The organism is Achromobacter sp. MFA1 R4, assembly GCF_900156745.1.
Classification (GTDB): Bacteria; Pseudomonadota; Gammaproteobacteria; order Burkholderiales; family Burkholderiaceae_B; genus Achromobacter.
Genome location: NZ_LT707065.1, coordinates 5,389,069 through 5,404,843, shown reverse-complemented (window position 1 = coordinate 5,404,843; position 15,775 = coordinate 5,389,069). Strand labels below are relative to the sequence as shown.

Here is a 15,775-nt window from a genome sequence, read left to right as displayed (position 1 = left end):
CCGGCCTACAGACCCAGCAGGCTCTCGCACAGGCGCGGTGATTTCAGCTTCTGCAGCCACCACTTCATCGCTTCGCCCGGCGGCTCCGCCCGCCAGGCATACGCGACGTGTTCCGTCAGGGACATGCCTTCATCCGTTTCGCACACCACGAGCAGTCCCTGCGCCAGGTAAGGCGCCGCCAGCGTCAGCGGCAGGTAGCCGCAGCCCAGGCCGCGCACCTGCGCCTCGATCTTGGCCTGCATCGACGGCATCACCAGCGTCGGTTGTTCCGACAGGATGCCCCGCGACTGCACCGGCAGGTTGCGCGAGGTATCGGCGATCACCACGGCGCAATAGCGCGTGATGTCGGCGCGACTGAGCGGCTGGGGCAGCGACGCCAGCGGATGGTTCGCCGCCACGCAGAAGCCGAACTGCATCACGCCGATGGCCTGCGTGCGATACGGCCCGGTGGGTTCGCCCGCCGCGCCCGCGCCGATGACCAGGTCGGCGCGGCCCGACGTCAGCGCATCCCAGTTTCCGCTAAGCACTTCGGTGGAAAAGCGCAGCGTCGTGGCGCTGCCCACCGCATGGAATTCGTCGATCAGGTCATAGATGGGCCGCCACGGCAGCACCGCGCTGACGGCGATGCGCAATTGCACTTCCCAGCCCGTGGCGATGCGCTTGACGCGGCTGGCCAGCTCGTCCAACGACTGCAGCAGGTGCCGTCCGTCCTTGAGCAGCGCCTCGCCCGCTGGCGTCAGCAGCGCCCGGTGTCCCGAGCGGTCGAACAGCAGCACGTCCAGGCCGTCCTCCAGCTTGCGGATGGAATAGGTGACGGCGGAGGGCACCTTGCCCAGTTCGCGCGCCGCCTTGGCGAAGCTGCCGTGGCGCGCGATGGCGTCGACCAGGATGAGGAGTTCGGGGGTAATCGGTTGCATGGAAATCGCGCCGGAAATCAGCGTTCAAATAATTTGAACGAAGTCATCAAAATATAGCGCCAAACGCAGCCCGGAGCACGCGCAGAATATCACTCATGCCGGGGTTGCAGCCAAACGGAACGGCAAAGAGCCAGACGAGATGCAGCCCTAATCATTCATATTATTGAAACAGGAGTTCAACATGCTTACGATCCGCCGCGCTACCGAACGGGGTCACGCCAACCATGGATGGCTCGATTCGTTCCACACTTTCTCGTTTGCCAACTACTACGACCCGGCTCACATGGGCTTCGGCGCGCTGCGCGTGATCAACGATGACCGCATCGCGGCGGGCCGCGGCTTCGGGACCCACGGCCACCGGGACATGGAGATCATCACCTACGTGCTCGACGGCGCCATCGCCCACAAGGACAGCATGGGCAGCGGCTCCACCATCCGCCCGGGCAACGTCCAGCGCATGAGCGCCGGCCGTGGCGTCATGCACTCCGAGTTCAACCCGCTGCCGGACGCCGAAACGCACATGCTGCAGATCTGGATCGAGCCGGACGTGACCGGGATTGCGCCCGAGTACGAAGAGCGCGCGTTCAGCGACGCGCAAAAGCGCGGCCGCCTGCAAGCCCTGGTGACGGGCGACGGCGCCGACGGGTCGATGAAGATCCATCAGGATGCCCGGCTGTATGCGGGCCTGTTCGACGGTGACGAGTCGGCCGCGCTGACGCTGGCTGCCGGGCGCCGCGCCTGGGTCCATGTGGCCCGCGGCAGCCTGACCGTCAACGGCGTCGAGCTGGCCGCCGGCGATGCCGTGGCCATCACCGGCGACAGCAGCGTCGAGCTGTCGGGCGGCAAGAACGCCGAAGTGCTGGTGTTCGACCTGGCCTGAGGCCAAACGCCGGGCGGATGTCGTAATCCGCCCGGTTTCACCCTGTATCGGCCGCAAGGCCATTAAGATGGCCCCAGGCCAATTCATGCGGAGCATTGCACCATGTCGACCTTGTCCCAAGCCGGCGAAAGCCAGATCGAAACCATCGTGGTGCCGCGCACCAGCGACCTGGGCGGGTTTTCTGTCCGCCGCGCCATCCCGTCCGCGCAGCGCCGCAGCGTCGGCCCGTTCGTCTTCCTGGACCATATGGGTCCGGCCGATTTCGACGTCGGCAGCGGCATCGACGTGCGGCCGCACCCGCACATCGGCCTGTCCACCGTCACCTATCTGTACGAAGGCTCCATGGTGCACCGCGATGGCGCGGGCCATACCCAGACCATCCTGCCCGGCGAGGTGAACTGGATGACCGCGGGCCGCGGGATCGTGCATTCCGAGCGTTCCTCCCCGGAGAGCCGTCTTGCGCCGCAGCGGCTCTGTGGCCTGCAGATCTGGGTCGGCCTGCCCAAGGCCCATGAAGAAACGGACCCCGGTTTCACCCACTACGGTCTGGATGCCCAGCCGGTCGTCGAAGGCGAGGGCGTGCGCGCCCAGGTCGTGGCGGGCTCGCTGTTCGGACAGACCTCGTCGGTCAAGACCCTGTCGCCCCTGTTCTATGGCGATCTGCAACTGCAGGCCGGGGCCACCACCGTGCTGCCGGCCGAACATGAAGAGCGTGCCGCGTATTTGGCGCAAGGCACCGTCGAGATCGAGGGCCAGGTCTACGAAAGCGGCCGCCTCGTGGTGTTTGCGCCGGGCAAGCCCGTGCAGATCCGCGCCAAGACGGCTGCGCGCTTTGCCGTGCTGGGCGGCGAACCGCTGGATGGGCCGCGCTTCGTGTGGTGGAACTTCGTTTCCAGCAGCAAGGACCGCATTGAGCAGGCCAAGCAGGACTGGCAGCGCTCGCGCTTTGACCAGGTCGTGCCGGGCGACGAGACCGAATACATCCCGCTGCCGGAACCGCGCGTCTGACGGACATGACACTCGCTCCGGTGACGATGTAACTTTTAATATGTTTTTTTGAGGGTTACACTGTCCTCGGAGGTCACCATGAACGCCGCGCACGCACCCGCAGTCCACTCATCCGAAGCCCACGCACCCGAATTCAGGCAACTGGGCGACCACGTTGCCCTGGACATGATCAATACCGTCGAACAAGGCGGCGCCGGTCCGCTGGACCGCTGGCAATCCGACGCGGACGTGTCGGCGTGGCTTGCGCTGTCCGGCCTGGCCGCCGGGCAGGGCGCCGCGCCGGCCGGCTTGCTGGAAATCGCCCGCAGCCTGCGCGAAACGGTTCGCGAACTGGTGGTGCAACGCAAATCGGGCGCGCCGCTCGCGCTTTCTGAACTCAACCGCGCGCTGGCGGCCGGGGGAAGCCACCTGGAGTTGTCCGAGACGCAGGGCGCCGGCCTGTCGCTGGCGCGCCGTTACCCGTCCAAGACCCCAGCCCAATGGTTGCTGCCCGTCGCCGAGGCGGCCGCCGACCTGCTGGTTCACGGCGATTTCGGGTTGGTGCGCAAATGCGAAAGCGAGGCGTGCTCGCTCTGGTTCTACGACCGCACGCGTTCGCACAAGCGGCGCTGGTGCAGCATGGCCTTGTGCGGCAACCGGCACAAGGTGGCGGCATTCCGGCAGCGCGAGGCGGCCGACGCGACCGCCAAGCCTCGCTGATCGGTAGGGGTAGATACGAAGCCCGGCACGCCTGCCGGGTTTTTTCATGCGCGGGGCCCATGCCAGGGGAATCGGCTAGTTGGCGATTGCGTAACCGTTAAAACTACTCTTGACAGGTTACGCAGGGCGCGTAGACTGTGTTCTGACGCGTCGACACAGTCCGATTTCCCCTATCCCCCCTGCTGGAGCCCGACATGACCGCCCAAGCCACCCCCACCGTCCATTACCGCCACGCACACGCCGACGGCCTGCGATTCTTCTACCGCGAAGCCGGCGACCCGCAAGCGCCCGTTCTCCTGCTGCTGCACGGATTTCCCAGCTCGTCGCACCAGTTCCGCAATGTGATCCCCCAACTGGCCAGCCGCTTTCGCGTCATCGCGCCCGACCTGCCGGGCTTCGGTTTCACCGACGTGCCAGCCGAACGCGACTACCGCTACACGTTCGACAACCTGGCCAAGTCGCTGGAAGCCTTTGTCGACGAACTCGGCCTGACCCGGTACGCCATGTACTTCTTCGATTACGGCGCGCCGACCGGCCTGCGCCTGGCGCTCGCGCACCCCGAGCGGGTGACGGGGCTGGTGTCCCAGAACGGCAATGCCTATCTCGATGGCCTGGGCGACGCCTGGGCGCCGATCCGCGCCTATTGGGAGGACCCGTCGCCCGAAAATCGCCAGACCATCCACGACGCCATCCTGCATCTGGAAGGCACGAAGTGGCAGTACGTGCACGGCGTGGCCGACCCCGACAGCGTCGCCCCGGAGGGCTACACCCTGGACGCGGCTTTGCTGGAACGTCCCGGCAACAAGGACATCCAGCTCGATCTCTTCCTGGACTATGCGAACAATCTGAAGCGGTATCCGGCGTTCCAGGCGTTCTTCCGCCAATCGCGCCTGCCGACGCTGGCGATCTGGGGCCGCAACGATCCGTTCTTCATCCCGCCTGGCGCCGAGGCGTACCGCCGCGACAATCCGGATGCCGTCGTCGAACTGCTGGACACGGGTCACTTCGCGCTGGAAACTCACGGCCAGTACATCGGCCAGCGCATCATCGACGTGCTGCTGGGGTGACCCGCAGGGAACGCTGCCCGCCTATTTGCAGGAGTCCGCATGACCCGCCACTTCGACGACCTGCAATTGGGCAGCATCGAGATGTTCTGCCTGGCCGCGGAACTGAGCAGCTTCACCGCGGCGGCCAATGCCGCCGGGGTCACGCCCGCGGCCGTCAGCCGCAGCGTGTCGCGGCTGGAGGCGCGGCTGGGCATACGGCTCTTCGTGCGCAGCACCCGGCACATCCGCCTGAGCGACGAAGGGCTGGCGTATTTCGAACAGGTGCGTCCCGCGATCGCGCAACTGGTCGACGCGGAGCGCCAGGTGGGCGGGCAGGGCGCGGCCGGACGGTTGCGCATCAGCCTGCCCACGCCTTATGCGCATTACCGCGTGCTGCCGCTGCTGCCGGCGTTTCGCGACCAGTATCCCAACGTCGACGTCCACGTCCACATCAGCAATCGCAATGTCGATTTCGCCGACGACGGTTATGACCTGTCGGTGCGCGGCCGTGCGCCCGACGACTCCACGCTCATCGCGCGCAAGCTGGAAGACGCGGAGCTGATGGTCGTCGGCGCGCCCGACTACCTGCGCAGGCGCGGCACGCCCCAGTCGCTGGACGACCTGGGCGGGCACGACTGCATCCAGTTCGACCGGCCCAGCAGCGGGCGCCGCATACCGTGGACGTTTCAACGCGACGGCGAATCCGCCGACATCCTGACCGAAGGCCCTTACAGCACCGCCGAGGACGTACTGGGCGGCGTGTCCCTGGCCCGGGCGGGGGCAGGGCTGTTCCAGACCTACCGTTTCGTGGTCGAGGAAGACCTGCGCGCAAACCGGTTGACCGAGGTGCTGCAGCGCCATGGCGGCAGCACCCGGCCCTTCGTGTTGCTGTACCCGCATGCCCGGCATGTGTCGCGCCGGGTGCGGGCGTTCGTCGACTTCCTGGTCGACAGGCTGGCGCGCTGAGCGCGCTCAGGCGCGCGTCAATTGCGCGATCACCACCAGGATGACCGACGCATTGGCAGGCTGCTGAGAAACCGAATTGGCGGTACGCGCATGGCCGGCCTTGTCGCCCAGGACACGCGCAAAGAGCCCGGACGCGCCGTCGAGCACCGCGGGCTGGTCGAAGAACCCCGGCGCGCTGGCGACGTAGCCCTCCACCCGGACGATGTGGTCGAGCCGGTCGAAACTGCCGGCGTGCTGGCGTATCTGCGCCAGCGCATTCAGCGCCGCCAGTTCCGCGGCTTGCCGGCCCTGGTCGACGGTGAGGGCCGCGCCGACTTGCCCCTGCCACACGACGCGGCCGTCGCGCAGCGGCAATTGCCCCGAGATGAACAGCAGATCGCCCGCCTGGCTGGCGGCGGTGTATTGGCCCAGCGGCTGGGGCGCGGGAGGAAGGCTGAGGCCGAGTTCGGCCAATCTGGCTTCAATGGACATGGCGGTATCCCGGTGCGCGGAACGCCGGGAAGGCGTTCCGCTGTAGTGGTTCGTGACGGGTTCGTGATGGGTTCTTGTTTACCAGTGGCCGGCTGCGGCGCCGCCGTCCACGGGCAGGATGGCGCCCGTGGTGTAGGCCGAATCCGTCAGGTATAAGACCGCCCCGACGATGTCGTCCACCTTGCCCATGCGGCCCGCGGGCTGCAGCGAGTTCAGGAAGCCGAACGTGGCGGGATCGTGCATCGGCGTCTCGATGATGCCGGGCGCTACCGCATTGACGCGGATGTTCCGGTCCGACAGTTCGATTGCCAGCGCCCGCGTCGCATGATTCAGGCCGCCCTTGATCAGCACCGGCAGCAACGCCGGCACGCGCATGCTGGGCTGCAGGGCAATGCTGGCCGTGATGTTCACGATGTGGCCGTCGCGGTTCGCGGCCATGTGGCCCGCCGCCTGTTGGGTGATATGGAAAAAGCCCTTCAGGTTGGTGTCGATGATGCGGTCCAGGTCGTCGTCGGTGTACTCGCCCAAGGGCTTGGGGATGAAGATGCCGGCGTTGTTGATCAGCACATCGATCCGGCCAAAGCGCGCGATGGCCTGAGCCACGATCTCGCGGGCGGTGCTGGCGAGCGCGATGTCGCCGGCGACGGGAAGAAAGCCCGCGGGATTGCCCAGGCGGTCGGCCGCCGCGGCGAGCCCTTCCTGGCTGCGGGCGTTGCCCACCACGTTGTCGCCTCGGCGCAGGTAGGCCTGCGCCAGGGCGAATCCGATCCCGCTGGACGCGCCCGTGATCACTACAGTCTTGTTGGACATTTCAATACTCCGGTTCTGGCATGTGAAGGGTGCCTGCGCGCTCAGACAGTGAGACGAACTATAGGAGCGCGCGCGCCGGCGATAAACGCCCGCGCCGGAACATGAATTGATACCTGACGGAACAAGCGGCGACCGCCGGCGCTGGTCGAGGCTTCAAGCCCTGGCCGCAACAGGTCAGGGCGCCGGCGGATGGATGCGCGGGCAGGGCCCGAGCCGCTGCATGGCCGAGGGCCCCGCAACTGGGTGCGCCAATGGCGCGGCTAGCGGCCGCGCGCCAGCGCCTGTTCCCGCTGCTCTTCCAGCGCCTCGCGACGGATGAAGTCGCGCACGAAGGCATCGGCCGGATGATGGTGCAGGTTGTAGGGCGTATCCCACTGCGCGATGCGGCCCTTGGCCATGATGCCGATGCGGTCGGCGATGGCGAAGGCCTCGGCCTGGTTGTGCGTCACCAGGATCGCGGTGTGGCCGGTGGTCTTCAGGATTTCGCGCACCTCGAAGGCCAGGCGCTCGCGCGTGTCCACGTCCAGGTTGGAAAACGGTTCGTCCAGCAGCAGCAGGTCGGGCGAGGGCGCCAGCGCCCGGGCCAACGCCACGCGTTGCTGCTGGCCGCCGGAGATCTCGTGCGGATAGCTGTTCGCGGCATGCGCCAGGCCGACCAGCTCCAGCATTTCCTCGACGCGGCGCGCGCGATCGGGACGCGGCAGCTTGCGCAGTCCGAACGCCACGTTCTGCGCGACGGTGAGGTGCGGGAACAAGGCATAGTCCTGGAACATCATGCCCACGCGGCGCAGCTCCGGCGCGACCTGTTCGGTGGGAGAAGAGATGACGACGCCGTCCAGCAGGATGCGGCCCGCGCGCACCGGCTCGAAGCCGGCGATCGCGCGCAGCACCGTGGTCTTGCCGCAGCCCGATTCGCCCAGCAGGCAGCCGATGTGGCCGGCGGGCAGGCCGAGCGACAGGTCCTGGACGATCGGCTTCAGGCCGGCGGGCGTGTCGTAGGCCAGGGAGATGTGGTCGATTTCAAGCAGATCGGGCACGATGATCAATGTCCCATTTTCAGATTGGTGCGCGCCAGCAGGATGACCGGCAACAGACCGGCCAGCACGATGGCCAGGGCCGCCACGGCGCCTTCCTCATACGTGCCGCGCGCGGCTTCCGCGTAGAGCCAGGTGGCGAGCGTGTCGAAGTTCATGGGGCGCAGCAGCAGGGTCGCGGGCAGTTCCTTCATGGCATCGACGAACACCAGCAGCGCGCTGGCGGCCAGCGCGGGACGCAGCAGCGGCAAGTGGACTCGCCGCAACGTGCCGGCCGAGGTTTCGCCCAGCAGGCGGGAAGCCTGCTCCAGCGAAGGCGGAATGCGCGCCAGCCCCGCTTCGAGCGCGCCGGTCGAAATGGCCAGGAAGCGGATCGCATACGCGCACACAAGCGCGCCCATGGAACCCATCAGGAACAGGCCGGTGCCGCCGAAGAGGCGCGCGACCGCGGTGTCGATCCACACGAACGGCGTCAACAGGCCAATGGCCAGGACCGTGCCGGGCACAGCGTAGCCCAGGCTGGCGATGCGCGCGCAGGCGCGCCCCGGATTGAAGCTGGCGCTTTCGCGCAGGCTGCGGCCGGCCCAGGCGACGATCAGGCCGCACAGCAAGGTCACGACCGTGGCGCTGGAGGCGACGATCACAGTGTTGCTCAGGCCGCGGATCAACTGGTCGGACACGCCGCCCACCAGGTGCAGGCGCTTGTAGGTTTCCACGACGAGATACAGCGCGGGCGCGGCGAACCCCAGCAGCACCGGAATCCAGCCCAGCACGGCCGCGACCGCGGCGGACGCGCCGTGCAGCCGGCGCGGCTGCATCGGCCGCATGCGCTGCGTGTTGGCATAGCGCTGCCGCTTGCGCCCATGGCGTTCCAGCAGGATCAGTCCGATGACGATGGCCAGCATGGTCAGCGCGATCTGCGCCGCGCCCGCCAGGTCGGATCGCGTGACCCAGGTGGTGTAGACGGAGACGGTCAGCGTTTGCACGCCCAGGAACTCGGACGCGCCGATGTCGTTCAGCGTCTCCAGCAGCGCCAGGCTCACGCCGACCACGATCGCCGGCCGCGCCAGGGGCAGGGCGACGCGGCAGAACACCGCGACGCGGCCCGCGCCCAGCGTGCGCGCCGCTTCGAGCAGACTGGCCGCCTGCGTCATGAACATGACGCGGGTGCTCAGGTAGACATAGGGATACAGCACGAAGCCCAGCACGAAGATCGCGCCGTAGATCGAGCGCAGGTCGGGCAGGCGGAACTGGCGGGGGCTGTCATAGCCCAGCAGCGCGCGGATCGCGGACTGGATGGGGCCGATGGGATGCAGCAGGTCCAGGTAGGCGAAGGCGATGATGTAGGTGGGCACCGCCAGCGGCAGCAGCAGGGCCCAGGTGAGGACCCGGCGCGTGGGAAAGTCGTACGCCGTGACCAGCCACGCGGCGCCGGTGCCCAACAGCGTCACCACGATGCCGACGCCGGCAAGCAGCAGGGCGGTATTCGCCAGGGCTTGGGGCAGCACGTAGCTCGCCAGGTGCTGCCAGTGTTCCAGGCTGCCGCCCAGCGCCCACCAGCCCAGCGTCAATACCGGCGCAAGCACCGCCAGCGCGATCAGGGCCGCGCCGGCCAGCCAGCCGGTTCCGCGTTCAGACCAGCGCAGCCGCAGCGGCCGGGGCAAGGAATCTGTATGCATGCTTCAAAGTCGGTTGCATCAAAGGCAAGGCCTGTTCCCCCGAAAAGCGGGAACAGGCCCTACGCGTGGCCCCGCTGCCGGGGCGCTTGCGTGTCACTGCCGCAGGGTTGCGCCATGCCCGCGGGCATGGCTGCCCGGCAGCTTATCAGTTGTCGAAGCCGACCTTGTCCACCAGTTCGCTGGCTTGCTTGCGGTGCTTGGCGATCTCGGTCAGGGGCAGGGGATCGACCTTCAGTTCGCCGAAGCTTGCGACGACCGGATCCAGCTTCACGCCCTTGCGGACGGGGTATTCATAGTTGGCCTGCGCATACAGGGCCTGCGCCGGCTCGGACACCAGGAAGTCCAGCAGCTTGACCGCGTTGGCCTTGTTGGGCGCATGCGCCGCCACGGCCGCGCCGCTGATGTTCACGTGCGTGCCGCCTCTCTTGGCGTTGGCGAAGGTCGGGCGGATGACCTTGATGGCGTCGCCCCACTTGCGTGCGTCGGTGCCCGGTTCGGCGTTCTTCATGTGGCCGACGTAGTAGGCATTGGCCAGGCCGATGTCGCAGATGCCGCCCAGGATGTCGCGCGCCACGTCGCGGTCGCCGCCGGCGGCCTTGCGGGCCAGGTTGGCCTTGACGCCGCGCAGCCATTTCTCGGTGGCTTCGGCGCCGTCGTGCGCGATCATCGAGGCGACCAGCGCGGTGTTGTAGGGATGCTGGCCCGAACGGATGCAGACTTTGCCCTTCCATTTGGGATCGGCCAGGTCTTCGTAGCGGAAGGACTCCAGCTTGAGGTCCTTTTCCACGTACAGCACGCGGTCGCGCAGCGACAGCGCGTACCACTTGCCGTCGGCGCCGCGCAGGTTGGCGGGGATGACCGATTCCAGCGTCTGCGACTTGACCGATTGCGTGACGCCGCCGTCCACGAGGTCGAGCAGGTTGCCGATGTCCACGGTCATCAGCACGTCGGCGGGCGACTTGGCGCCTTCAGCCTTGACGCGCTCCAGCAGGCCGTCCTTCACGAAAACGGTGTTGACCTTGATGCCGCTTTCCTTGGTGAAGGCGTCCAGCAGCGGCTGGATCAGCTTGGGTTCCCGGGTGGTGTAGAGGCTGACTTCTTCCGCGGCGTTGGCCGAAACGGTGAAGGCGGCGGCGCCGGCGAGCGCCAGGGCGCGCAGCAGCGAATTCAATTGGGGACGCTTGGTCATGAAGGAACTCCAGCTCAGGCTGAATCGAAGATGGCTCAGGGGGCGCAAGGCGGAAGGCTGAATCGGTTGCCCGTCGCCGTTGCCAAAAACGGTCTGCTAACGAAAATGATTATCAAGTGAGAGTGCGACGATAACAGGAAGCAATGCGCCGTTCAACTGTCCGTAAGCCGATGATTCAGGACCTTGATTCCTATCAAGATGGAATAAGGGTATTACGGAATAATGAGAGCAGTTATCATCGAGACCCTGTAGAATAGGGTCAACCCTAATGCCCGCCGCATCCTTTTTCGCGGCTGGGAAATGACCTCGCGGCGCCAGCCGGGCCACGCCCGTCCACTGTCCGCACTTACTGAATACGACATGGCTGCTTTCAATACTGAGCGCGTACTTAGCGTGCACCACTGGAACGACACCCTGTTCTCCTTCACCACGACGCGTGACGCGGCCTTGCGGTTCCACAATGGCCACTTCGTGATGATCGGCCTCGAAGTCGAAGGCAAGCCGCTGCTGCGGGCCTACAGCATCGCCAGCGCCAACTACGAAGAAAACCTTGAATTCCTCAGCATCAAGGTGCAGAACGGTCCGCTGACCTCGCGCCTGCAGCACCTGAAAGAAGGCGATACCATCCTCGTCAGCCGCAAGCCCGTGGGTACGCTGGTCGTCGACGACCTCAAGCCCGGCAAGCACCTGTTCCTGTTCGGTACCGGCACGGGTCTCGCGCCCTTCATGAGCATCATCAAGGACCCGGACGTCTACGAACGCTTCGACAAGGTCATCCTGGTGCACGGCGTGCGCTGGGTCAGCGAGCTGGCCTACGCCAACTACATCGAAAACGAGCTGCCGAACAACGAGTTCTTCGGCGACGTCGTGCGCGACAAGCTGGTCTATTACCCCACGGTCACGCGCGAGCCCTTCCGCAACCAGGGCCGAATCACCGAACTGCTCGAAAACGGCAAGCTGTGCGCCGATATCGGCATTCCGCAGATCAACCCCGAAACCGATCGCGCCATGATCTGCGGCAGCCCGCATATGCTGGCCGACATCAGCGCCATGCTCGACAGCCGCGGCTTCGTGGTGTCGCCGGGCGTGGGTCAGCCGGGCGATTACGTCGTCGAACGCGCCTTCGTGGACAAATAACTCGCTGCGGCTACGTCGGGCGGACAACGTCCCGACGACACTCGCAACGTCAGCCGCAACGACAGCAGAAAAAAAGGCCCATCGCAATCGCGATGGGCCTTTTGCCATCTGTCTTTTGCCTTGTGCGCCGATGGCGCACGGGGCGGGGTTCATTCCGGCTTGATGCCGGCCTTCTTGATGATGTCGCCCCACTTTCTGGATTCGGCCTGTTGGAACTTCGCCAACTCGTCCGGCGTCGACGTGGCGGCCTCGGTGCCGGTCTGGGCGTAGAACTGTTGGGCGGCCTTGCCCTTGGTGGCGTTGACCAGCAATTCGTTCAGGCGCTTGACCACATCCGGCGGCGTGCCGGCCGGCGCATAGGCCGCGAACCAATAGCCCATCTCGTAGCCGGGCACGCCGGCTTCGGCGATGGTTGGCACGTCCGGCGCCAGCGGCGAGCGTGCCTGGCCCGTCACGCCCAGCGCGCGCAGCTTGCCGGACTTGACCTGGGGCAGGCCGGTGGCCGAATCGGTGATCATCATGTCGATCTGCCCGCCCAGCAGGTCCGTGACGGCCAGCGGGTTGCTCTTGTAGGGCACGTGCAACAACTGCACATTCGCCATCTGCTGCAGCAGCTCACCCGCGATGCGGCTGCTGGAACTGCCGCTGCCAAAGCTCAGCTTGCCCGGCGACTGCTTGGCCAGGGCCAGGAACTCGCCCACCGTCTTGGCGGACGAACTGGGATTGACCACCATGATCTGGCCGCCCTTGCCCAGCAGCGTGAGCGGGGCAAAGTCCTTGACCGGATCGTAGGTCAGCGATTTGTAGAGATGTTCGTTGGCGGCGTGCGTGGTGTTGGTGGTGATCAGCACCGTATAGCCGTCCGGCGTGGCGCGCGCGCCCGCCGCGGCGCCGATCATGGCGCTGGCCCCGGGCTTGTTCTCGATGACGACGGCCTGGCCGGTCTGGTCCGTGACGCCCTGGCCGACCGCCCGACCGATCTGGTCGGTGGCGCTGCCTGCCGCGAACGGCACGATGAAGGTGATGGGCTTGGCGGGGAATTGCGCCATGGCCGAAAGGGGCAGGGCGGCGGCCAGCAGCAGGGCCAGCCGGCCCTTGGTAGCAATGCGCATGTGTGTCTCCTGTGGTGTTTTCTTATCGGAACTGCAGTCAGGCGGCCGCGGGGCGGTCGCCGGGTATGTCTGGCAGCCGGCTCGCCAGCTCGGGGCTGACCTCCACCGTCATGTCCAGCAATCTGAAAGACAGGCTCTTGCCGTGCGTGTCGAGATTCAAGGCATCGTTGACGCCGCCGTCCAGGACGCCCTCCAGCACGAAATTCATGGCGTTCAGCGTCGGCAAGGCGTAGCGGGTGACCCGCTTCGGATGGCGATAGGCAAACCATTGCGCCACGCGCGATTCGGTCACCTGTTCGGCCAGCACGTCATAGCATTCGGCGTCCCAGGCGATCAGGCTCAGGTTCGAAATGTCGCCCTTGTCGCCGGAGCGGCCATGGGCCAACCGGTACAACGGCACAGCGAGCAAAGTCTGGGTCATGGCGCGATTTCCTCCAGGAAATTCCAGCCGCTGCGGACGGCCTCGCGGGGAATGGTGCAGGACATCATGTTCAGGCGCGGGCGCAAGGCGGTGCGCACGCCGCCGCCGCCGGCCGGACCGCAGGTATAGAGCGCGGTCACTTCGCGCAGCACGCGCTCGGCCTGGGCGCGGTCGGCGTTTTCCGTCGCCAGCCGCAGCCGCACGTCGCGGGCGTGGCTGTCGGGCGTTGCGCGCCGCATCGCGCCCGCGTCGTCGCCCAGGATGCTGATGGCGCCGATCAGGTCGGCGCGCAACTTGTAATCGCCGCCCAGGCGCTTTTGCACGATGTCGGCGGCGAGGCGGGCGCGGGCCTCGGCCTGCACGCCCGCGTACGAGATCTCGGCTTCGGCCAGCCACCCGCCGCGATAGCAGACATTGACCTTCAGTTCGTCGGGCCGCGCATGGCCCGTGATGCCGTGGACCGCGACGCGGTTGCCGCCCAGCTCGACCACGCGCGCCTGGCTCAGGTCGGCCACCACGTCCGGCGTCAGATAGCGCGCAGGATCATGGACTTCGTACAGCAGTTGCTCCTTGACAGTGCGCGCGTCGACGGCGCCGCCCGTGCCCTCGGCCTTGCCGATGACGAACTCGCCATCGGCCTGGATCTCCGCGATCGGAAAGCCCGCGGCGTGCACGTCCGGCACCTCCTTGAGCCCCGGCACGCAGAAATAGCCCCCGGTGACCTGCAGGCCGCATTCGAGCATGTGGCCCGCCATGGTGGCGCGCCCCAGCCGCGGCCAGTCGGCGGGATCCCAGCCAAAATGGGCCAGCGCCGGTCCCAGGGTCAGCGACGGGTCGGCCACGCGCCCCGCCACCACGATCTGCGCGCCGGCGGACAAGGCCTGCGCAATTTCCGCGGCGCCCAGATAGGCGGTGGCGCTCACGATGTCCAGGCCGTCCAGCGCGGCGCCCAGGCGCGCTTTGAGAAGGGCGCGATGTTCGGGCCCATTGAGCGCGTCGCCATGCACGACCGCGATGCGCGGGACGGGCAGCCCCTGTTCGCGCGCCAGTTCGGCGATGCGTCTTGCGGCGGCGGGCGGATTGGCCGCCCCGAAATTGCTGACGATGTTGATGCCATGGCGCAGGCAATCGGCCAGTATCGGGCCGACCAGCTCGTCCAGCAGCGGCTCATAGCCGCGGTTGGGATCGTCATTGCGCGCCAGTTGCGCCAGCGCCAGCGTCCGCTCGGCCAGCGTCTCGAAAATCAGGGTGCCGCCGCCGCGAGCGGCAAGGGTGCGGACCACGGCAGCGGCGCCGTCGCTGCGGTCGCCGGAGAACCCGGAGGCGCAGCCTATGAGCAGGGGAGGTTGAGACATGAGCGGGTCCAGAGGCGTTCAGGGTTGGAACCACTATAGGCAAGCCGCGATCATCCGTAAAATAGAAAAATCGGATCGATTAATCCAAGAAATCCATGAATCTATCCTCCCGCCAATTGCGTGCCTTCGTGGCGCTTGCCGATGAAAAGCACTTCACCCGCGCCGCGCAGCGCTGCCACCTGACCCAACCGGCGTTCAGCGCGCTGATCCGATCGCTCGAAGACAGCGCCGGCCTGCGGCTGTTCGACCGCAGCACGCGCCACGTCGAACTGACCGCCGAAGGACGGGTGCTGGACGCTTCGGCGCGCCGCCTGCTTGCGGACATGGACCTGGCCATGGGCGACCTGCGCGACCTGGCCGACCGCCGCCGGGGCAGGGTGACACTGGCCGCGCTGCCCTCGCTGGCGGCCGGCTGGCTGCCGACCCTGCTGGCGCGCTTCAAGCAGGCGCATCCGGGCATCGTGCTGGACCTGCGCGATGCCTTGCTCGATCCCTGCCTGGACATGGTGCAAAACGGGGTGGTCGATTTTGCCGTGGCCTCGCGCCGCCCTGATATGACGGACCTGGACAGCGAATTCCTGCACGCCGACCGCTATTTCCTGGTCTGCCGCGCGGACCATCCCCTGGCGCAACAACCCCGGGTGCGGCTGCGCGACGTCCTGCGCCATCCCCTGATCCAGCTTGCGCGCGGCAGCAGTGTGCGCAAACATCTGGACGAAGCGCTGGGCGCCGAGGCCCCGCTGCCGGTCTTCGAGGTGGAACACCTGGCCACGGTCACGGGATTGGTGCGCGCCGGCCTGGGCGTATCGGTCGTGCCCGCCATGACGCTGTTCCATTTCCGCAGCGACGACCTGCGCGTCGTGCCGCTGGCGGGGCGCGCGCTGACCCGGCCCCTGTACCTCGTGCGGCGCAAGGGCCGCAGCCTGTCCGTGGCGGCGCAGGCGCTCGCCGACCTGCTGATCGCGCACCGGGGGGACATCGGCGGCGCGGGCCATCGGCCCGTGGCGCACGACCCGTCCTAACCCATCTATACGGCGAACCGCCACTTTCG

At 67.0% G+C, this 15,775-nt stretch carries 16 protein-coding genes; 7 read left to right on the top strand and 9 right to left on the bottom strand.

Annotated elements, in window-relative coordinates; translation table 11 throughout:
* Window positions 1–5: 5 nt before the first annotated feature.
* A complete protein-coding gene (locus BXA00_RS24725) occupies window positions 6–917 on the bottom strand; it encodes a LysR family transcriptional regulator (protein WP_076521017.1) in 912 nt (303 codons plus the stop codon).
* A gap of 181 nt (window positions 918–1,098) precedes the next feature.
* Between BXA00_RS24725 and BXA00_RS24720 the strand changes: the two genes are divergently transcribed.
* From BXA00_RS24720 to BXA00_RS24700, 5 genes are all read left to right on the top strand, one after another.
* Window positions 1,099–1,797 carry a pirin family protein gene (locus BXA00_RS24720; protein ID WP_076521016.1) on the top strand — a complete coding sequence of 233 codons (699 nt, stop codon included), beginning with the start codon at window positions 1,099–1,101 and terminating at the stop codon, window positions 1,795–1,797.
* Window positions 1,798–1,899: 102 nt separating this feature from the next.
* Window positions 1,900–2,805: a pirin family protein gene (locus BXA00_RS24715; protein ID WP_076521015.1), complete on the top strand. Its 906-nt coding sequence runs from the start codon at window positions 1,900–1,902 to the stop codon at window positions 2,803–2,805.
* A gap of 78 nt (window positions 2,806–2,883) precedes the next feature.
* The gene (locus BXA00_RS24710) at window positions 2,884–3,504 is read left to right on the top strand and encodes an ABATE domain-containing protein (RefSeq protein WP_083714335.1); all 621 of its coding nucleotides are present in this window, start codon (window positions 2,884–2,886) and stop codon (window positions 3,502–3,504) included.
* 194 nt (window positions 3,505–3,698) lie between these two features.
* On the top strand, window positions 3,699–4,571 hold the full coding sequence (locus BXA00_RS24705; RefSeq protein ID WP_076521014.1) for an alpha/beta fold hydrolase: 873 nt from the start codon (window positions 3,699–3,701) through the stop codon (window positions 4,569–4,571).
* Window positions 4,572–4,610: 39 nt separating this feature from the next.
* Entirely contained in the window at window positions 4,611–5,516 is a 906-nt protein-coding gene (locus BXA00_RS24700; protein ID WP_076521013.1) for a LysR family transcriptional regulator, read from the top strand.
* A gap of 6 nt (window positions 5,517–5,522) precedes the next feature.
* Here the strand turns inward: BXA00_RS24700 and BXA00_RS24695 are convergent, their stop codons facing one another.
* The 5 genes from BXA00_RS24695 to BXA00_RS24675 all read right to left on the bottom strand — a co-directional run bounded on the left by BXA00_RS24695 (window position 5,523) and on the right by BXA00_RS24675 (window position 10,699).
* Window positions 5,523–5,987, bottom strand: coding sequence for a RidA family protein (locus BXA00_RS24695; protein ID WP_076521012.1), 465 nt, complete (start codon window positions 5,985–5,987; stop codon window positions 5,523–5,525).
* A gap of 78 nt (window positions 5,988–6,065) precedes the next feature.
* Window positions 6,066–6,797, bottom strand: coding sequence for an SDR family NAD(P)-dependent oxidoreductase (locus tag BXA00_RS24690; RefSeq protein WP_076521011.1), 732 nt, complete (start codon window positions 6,795–6,797; stop codon window positions 6,066–6,068).
* A 260-nt stretch (window positions 6,798–7,057) separates the two neighbouring features.
* Window positions 7,058–7,834, bottom strand: a complete 777-nt coding sequence (locus BXA00_RS24685) for an ABC transporter ATP-binding protein (protein WP_076522110.1) — start codon at window positions 7,832–7,834, stop codon at window positions 7,058–7,060.
* Between the two features lie 5 nt (window positions 7,835–7,839).
* Window positions 7,840–9,510 (bottom strand): iron ABC transporter permease, encoded by a 1,671-nt coding sequence (locus BXA00_RS24680; RefSeq protein WP_076521010.1) that lies wholly within the window; start codon window positions 9,508–9,510, stop codon window positions 7,840–7,842.
* Window positions 9,511–9,655: 145 nt separating this feature from the next.
* Window positions 9,656–10,699 carry a Fe(3+) ABC transporter substrate-binding protein gene (locus BXA00_RS24675; RefSeq protein ID WP_076521009.1) on the bottom strand — a complete coding sequence of 348 codons (1,044 nt, stop codon included), beginning with the start codon at window positions 10,697–10,699 and terminating at the stop codon, window positions 9,656–9,658.
* 360 nt (window positions 10,700–11,059) lie between these two features.
* On the opposite strand from BXA00_RS24675, the gene BXA00_RS24670 reads away from it, so the two are divergent.
* On the top strand, window positions 11,060–11,836 hold the full coding sequence (locus BXA00_RS24670; RefSeq protein WP_076521008.1) for a ferredoxin--NADP reductase: 777 nt from the start codon (window positions 11,060–11,062) through the stop codon (window positions 11,834–11,836).
* A gap of 149 nt (window positions 11,837–11,985) precedes the next feature.
* Here BXA00_RS24670 and BXA00_RS24665 read toward each other — a convergent pair whose 3' ends face one another.
* The 3 genes from BXA00_RS24665 to BXA00_RS24655 are packed head-to-tail and all read right to left on the bottom strand — an operon-like array spanning window position 11,986 to window position 14,724.
* A complete protein-coding gene (locus BXA00_RS24665; RefSeq protein WP_076521007.1) occupies window positions 11,986–12,948 on the bottom strand; it encodes a tripartite tricarboxylate transporter substrate binding protein in 963 nt (320 codons plus the stop codon).
* Between the two features lie 37 nt (window positions 12,949–12,985).
* Complete coding sequence (locus tag BXA00_RS24660) at window positions 12,986–13,369, bottom strand: hypothetical protein (protein WP_076521006.1); 384 nt, start codon at window positions 13,367–13,369, stop codon at window positions 12,986–12,988.
* Window positions 13,366–14,724: an acyclic terpene utilization AtuA family protein gene (locus tag BXA00_RS24655; RefSeq protein WP_076521005.1), complete on the bottom strand. Its 1,359-nt coding sequence runs from the start codon at window positions 14,722–14,724 to the stop codon at window positions 13,366–13,368. The genes BXA00_RS24660 and BXA00_RS24655 overlap by 4 nt, the downstream gene beginning before the upstream one ends.
* A gap of 95 nt (window positions 14,725–14,819) precedes the next feature.
* Between BXA00_RS24655 and BXA00_RS24650 the strand changes: the two genes are divergently transcribed.
* On the top strand, window positions 14,820–15,746 hold the full coding sequence (locus BXA00_RS24650; RefSeq protein WP_076521004.1) for a LysR family transcriptional regulator: 927 nt from the start codon (window positions 14,820–14,822) through the stop codon (window positions 15,744–15,746).
* Window positions 15,747–15,775 lie beyond the last annotated feature (29 nt).

Bases quoted from the DNA above. Each gene is read 5' to 3' on its own strand.
- BXA00_RS24725 (WP_076521017.1), bottom strand. From the start codon at position 917: ATGCAACCGATTACCCCCGAACTCCTCATCCTGGTCGACGCCATCGCG.
- BXA00_RS24720 (WP_076521016.1), top strand. From the start codon at position 1,099: ATGCTTACGATCCGCCGCGCTACCGAACGGGGTCACGCCAACCATGGA.
- BXA00_RS24715 (WP_076521015.1), top strand. From the start codon at position 1,900: ATGTCGACCTTGTCCCAAGCCGGCGAAAGCCAGATCGAAACCATCGTG.
- BXA00_RS24710 (WP_083714335.1), top strand. From the start codon at position 2,884: ATGAACGCCGCGCACGCACCCGCAGTCCACTCATCCGAAGCCCACGCA.
- BXA00_RS24705 (WP_076521014.1), top strand. From the start codon at position 3,699: ATGACCGCCCAAGCCACCCCCACCGTCCATTACCGCCACGCACACGCC.
- BXA00_RS24700 (WP_076521013.1), top strand. From the start codon at position 4,611: ATGACCCGCCACTTCGACGACCTGCAATTGGGCAGCATCGAGATGTTC.
- BXA00_RS24695 (WP_076521012.1), bottom strand. From the start codon at position 5,987: ATGTCCATTGAAGCCAGATTGGCCGAACTCGGCCTCAGCCTTCCTCCC.
- BXA00_RS24690 (WP_076521011.1), bottom strand. From the start codon at position 6,797: ATGTCCAACAAGACTGTAGTGATCACGGGCGCGTCCAGCGGGATCGGA.
- BXA00_RS24680 (WP_076521010.1), bottom strand. From the start codon at position 9,510: ATGCATACAGATTCCTTGCCCCGGCCGCTGCGGCTGCGCTGGTCTGAA.
- BXA00_RS24675 (WP_076521009.1), bottom strand. From the start codon at position 10,699: ATGACCAAGCGTCCCCAATTGAATTCGCTGCTGCGCGCCCTGGCGCTC.
- BXA00_RS24670 (WP_076521008.1), top strand. From the start codon at position 11,060: ATGGCTGCTTTCAATACTGAGCGCGTACTTAGCGTGCACCACTGGAAC.
- BXA00_RS24665 (WP_076521007.1), bottom strand. From the start codon at position 12,948: ATGCGCATTGCTACCAAGGGCCGGCTGGCCCTGCTGCTGGCCGCCGCC.
- BXA00_RS24660 (WP_076521006.1), bottom strand. From the start codon at position 13,369: ATGACCCAGACTTTGCTCGCTGTGCCGTTGTACCGGTTGGCCCATGGC.
- BXA00_RS24655 (WP_076521005.1), bottom strand. From the start codon at position 14,724: ATGTCTCAACCTCCCCTGCTCATAGGCTGCGCCTCCGGGTTCTCCGGC.
- BXA00_RS24650 (WP_076521004.1), top strand. From the start codon at position 14,820: ATGAATCTATCCTCCCGCCAATTGCGTGCCTTCGTGGCGCTTGCCGAT.